Source organism: Candidatus Lokiarchaeota archaeon (assembly GCA_014730275.1).
Classification (GTDB): Archaea; Asgardarchaeota; Thorarchaeia; order Thorarchaeales; family Thorarchaeaceae; genus WJIL01.
Genome location: WJIL01000059.1, coordinates 1 through 3766 on the forward strand (window position 1 = coordinate 1; position 3766 = coordinate 3766).

5 protein-coding genes are annotated in these 3766 nt (G+C 43.8%); 3 read left to right on the forward strand and 2 right to left on the reverse strand.

Annotated elements, in window-relative coordinates:
- The coding region (locus GF309_05990; GenBank protein MBD3158325.1) for a hypothetical protein at nt 1–212 on the reverse strand (212 nt) is incomplete at its 3' end.
- Nucleotides 213–345: 133 nt separating this feature from the next.
- A complete protein-coding gene (locus tag GF309_05995; GenBank protein ID MBD3158326.1) occupies nt 346–597 on the reverse strand; it encodes a hypothetical protein in 252 nt (83 codons plus the stop codon).
- Nucleotides 598–968: 371 nt separating this feature from the next.
- On the opposite strand from GF309_05995, the gene GF309_06000 reads away from it, so the two are divergent.
- The 3 genes from GF309_06000 (at nt 969) to GF309_06010 (ending at nt 3727) form a co-directional block, all read left to right on the forward strand.
- On the forward strand, nt 969–1364 hold the full coding sequence (locus tag GF309_06000; protein MBD3158327.1) for a hypothetical protein: 396 nt from the start codon (nt 969–971) through the stop codon (nt 1362–1364).
- Nucleotides 1365–1377: 13 nt separating this feature from the next.
- A complete protein-coding gene (locus GF309_06005; protein ID MBD3158328.1) occupies nt 1378–2517 on the forward strand; it encodes a hypothetical protein in 1140 nt (379 codons plus the stop codon).
- Nucleotides 2518–2689: 172 nt separating this feature from the next.
- Entirely contained in the window at nt 2690–3727 is a 1038-nt protein-coding gene (locus GF309_06010; GenBank protein ID MBD3158329.1) for a hypothetical protein, read from the forward strand.
- Nucleotides 3728–3766 lie beyond the last annotated feature (39 nt).

Below are 3766 nucleotides of genomic sequence, written 5' to 3' on the forward strand. Positions count from 1 at the left end.
GCACAAGATATCCTAATCTTTTCTGCACGCGCATCTACTGCATTTGAAATGTATTCCTTGCAAGCCTGAGCAAAATCTGTGTAAAGCTCCTTCGTAAAGGCGTTAAGAAGGAATGCACCATGTCTTTGAATGGTACCTACTTCGCCTTCTAAACCCTCGGTAATCTTTTGCTTCATTCTCTGAGAAATGTCATCTTGCGGCTGAATAGCCATAATTCATGCCCCGTTCTTAGGGAAAGGTAGTCCCTTAATAGTTTTTACGGGTCTATTCACAGTCTCGGGAGATCCTAGTTACTATCCATAGGTAGAATCACAGCAATTATCATTCTTGATACTCCATTGTGGGTCAAGTTTCGTGTATCTCATCAAATTCATCAGTAATGAGTTCGTTAATTGCTCTTAATCCAATTGATGTATAGATTACAGCAGGCCCCGCTCGCTGGAAAGCGTAGGCACCCAAGAAATTAGTGAGAGCCGCACGGTTGCTTTTGAACTGCTGTTTGTGCACAGGTCTGTTGAGATGAAGCTCGATGAATAATGATGAAACCTTCAACAGAAGATCCATCATTCTACGCTGATCTTTCGATAGGGAAGTCATAGTCACATCCAAGTAATACTACTTGAACTCAATCATATTTCTTTGTAGTTGAAACCCGAACTACACGGTAACCGAATCAGGTTGTTCCGAACGCACTCATTATTTCAATCTATAACAGATTTAACTGTATTCTACAGAACTTCCGCGAGCTTTTTGGGCCTGAGAACCTGCCATACCGGCAAGACAAGCAGATGTAGAATAGTCACAGAATATGGGGTGCAGCAAGCCCCCATCTCTTATTCTTTCTAGAATGAATCCTTGGACAGGCTGTGAACAGGGCTTTTGATTTATCTACGGGCATCGAAGAACCGAGAACTCTATATTGGTCATGGCAGGAAAAAGCATGGGTGGCGATAGATGCAGGTATACTAATGATGTCAGCTCTATGCACTACATTTGCAATTTGGAAAGGCAGTCTCAATGTGTTTTCTTTGAAAACAATTTTCTCCAGTCTTCTAACGGTTGGTCTACAGTTGGCAAGATTTGCAGAGATATTAGTTGGATTCTTTACAGGTACTATGGGCGCTTGGACATTAGCTACCAAGTTTATCTCTCTATTTGCTTCAGTCTTATGGGCAATATTTGTTGTAGCTCCATGGTATGTTCAAGCAATTGCTGGGTCAGAAGTAATCGTATCAATATCCACAGGAGCAAGAATAGTTAGCGCTTTTCTCATTCTATTGGGATTGGGTTCTCTGATTCATGCGATACTTTCAGACCAATCAGATTCTAACTCAGTATATGGCAGATATAATATTGGATTCTAGGCGAGAAACACAAATGGGCGATTGTAAGCTTACAAACAGAGATAAGAACGAGGCAATTCAGGATTTCGATAATATACTTGCGAGAATCGACGCCGAATATGTCAATGAGATACCAGTCGCGCCTATTTCTAAAATCGGGCTTCCTAACCTGATGGCCTTGATGCAAAATGCATGGGATTCTTCTGGAAAGGGATTAATGACCAGCAGACTAGCAGGGATTATTGTGTCCTGTCTATCGCTCTTCCTGAGCCCAGACTACTACATCTTCTCCGTAATTTCCTTGTTCATCGCTTTTCTAATCTTTCTCTGGTTTGACTTGGTAGTGCTCTCAGTTCAAAGAGATAAGGAGCAAAGTCATGCAAAGTGGTTCATGCTGTCTCTTCTCGCGACTTTCGCCATGGCATTTGGCATCGGAATCCCGACTCAAGTCCTGTTATCAGCAGCAATGATGATCGAGCCCTTAAGCTTCTGGGAAATGTTGTTCCTCGGTGGCTGTGCAGTATTCATGCTCACATTTGCTGGGGCGTTTGGATTCTACCGGGTCTATATCCAGATTTCACAGCCAGATTATGTGTCTTTTGAAGAGAGATTTGTAGCAGTTCGGAAATGTCTCCGTGCTCAGAAAGCAGACACTTCATATGAACCCCCTGAAGACACCACGAGAACAGCACTGAAATCAGAAACCAAGATGGCGCTCCTGAAATACGCGATTCTGTTATTCATAGCGACTCTAATCTCATTGATTGGGGCATTTGCGTATCTCATCACAATGGATCTCCTAATGGTGATCCTTGAACTAGTAGGCATCGCATTCATTGGCATTTTAACAAGAATAGGTACAAAACTTCTCAGGAAAGGTCGCATACTCGCTCACACCGTTTTCGATGTCGTAAACATTGGCATATTCGTAGTCTCAATTCCGCTATTATTCACGCATAGTAGCACCATACTAGTGCTTCTCGTCTATCCTGCAGGCCTGCTCTACATATTCATTACATGGATGTCAGTCAAAGATAAGGCAAAAGAGAACCCAGAAATACTCGGTGAGTCCTACTACACACAGTACCTTGCAAGTCTTAGTCGAGAAGATGCATTGCGTTTTGTGCATAGAACACGCGACCAATTAGACGCATTGATATCCCCTTCTCGTTAGCGTTTCAAAAAAGAAGATAGAACAAGAAATGAATACTGGGACCGCTATATCCGCTTCATCTTTTCTGTTCCTATCTGTTAGCACGGAATAAATGACAAATACTTTGTTAGATACGAATTCTATAAATAACTGCGCCATTCTTGTTTACTACCTAGGAGGTGTGATATGAGCGATGTCATATGATGGCAGCAGTCTGACGCCCATATTCCATTCAGAGACCTCTTCTTCGCATCTCCTGTTTGACATCTTCGACGAGCACAAAGCTGTTGCTGCAGCATTTATCAAAGAGTTCTATGGGTTCAAGGCGGATATTATTCGGGTATTTAGGGAGAAGTCCTATCCAAAGAAAGGCACAGTAGACCTGTTCATAGCTTTCAACGCCAACGACCACAAGTGTGCCCTTCTCATCGAAGCCAAAGTTCACGACTACGCTAGCGTCACAGATTATCAGATCAGCACATACTATAACGCCGTGTCAGACGACGAGAGGTATGATGAAATCTACTTTGTCTACCTGACTCAATTCAATGAGAAGACGGATTTTGGTGACGCGGTGCAACCAAAGAGCCTGATTGAAGGGGCCAGGGGCAAGGAGTTGATAGGAGATCGTTTCCGTCATCTGACTTGGATAGATGTGCATGCGTTTCTCGAAAAGCACTGGACCAAGCTTAGCAAGGAACAGCAGCTGATGGTGGATCTGCACAGGAGTTGGATTGTGGAGAAAGGGAGAACCGATCTGGCCAAGAATGTGGTTGAGGTAGGTGAGAGAAGCCTGGAAGACTATCTGGGTGATGTGTCGGCTGTTCTCAAAACACTCAAACCCTTGGGGAATAGAATATCGGAAAAGAGGTTTCGGAAGCTGCGTATCGATGTCACTAGATTGGATGATGCAGAACGTGATGTCGTCTATAAGGCGATTCAAACCCTTTCCGAGTCGGAATCTGTGAACCGAAAGCGGGAGTATCAGACTGAAGAAGATACCTTGCAGGCTGCGGCTGATTTCTTGTCGGAATTGGCGGGTAACTATGAATGGGGGCTCCTGAGGTTCTACACTGGTCTGTTTCATCTGGCTCATGAGACGAGATATCTGCTGTTGTATGGAACAGGGACCAGAGGCTTCTCGATAAAACTGGAGGTAACTGAAAAAGACGAGATTAGCCTCTGCACGCTCTGGAGAAACAAGCGTATTGAGTTTTCTTTGAGAAGGTGAACATTGCTGGTTTGAAATGTAGCGGCGTTTGCTTGACCC

Coding starts and splice junctions, on each gene's coding strand:
- GF309_06005 (MBD3158328.1), top strand. CDS start 1,378: ATGGGCGATTGTAAGCTTACAAACAGAGATAAGAACGAGGCAATTCAG.
- GF309_05995 (MBD3158326.1), bottom strand. CDS start 597: ATGACTTCCCTATCGAAAGATCAGCGTAGAATGATGGATCTTCTGTTG.
- GF309_06010 (MBD3158329.1), top strand. CDS start 2,690: ATGTCATATGATGGCAGCAGTCTGACGCCCATATTCCATTCAGAGACC.
- GF309_06000 (MBD3158327.1), top strand. CDS start 969: ATGATGTCAGCTCTATGCACTACATTTGCAATTTGGAAAGGCAGTCTC.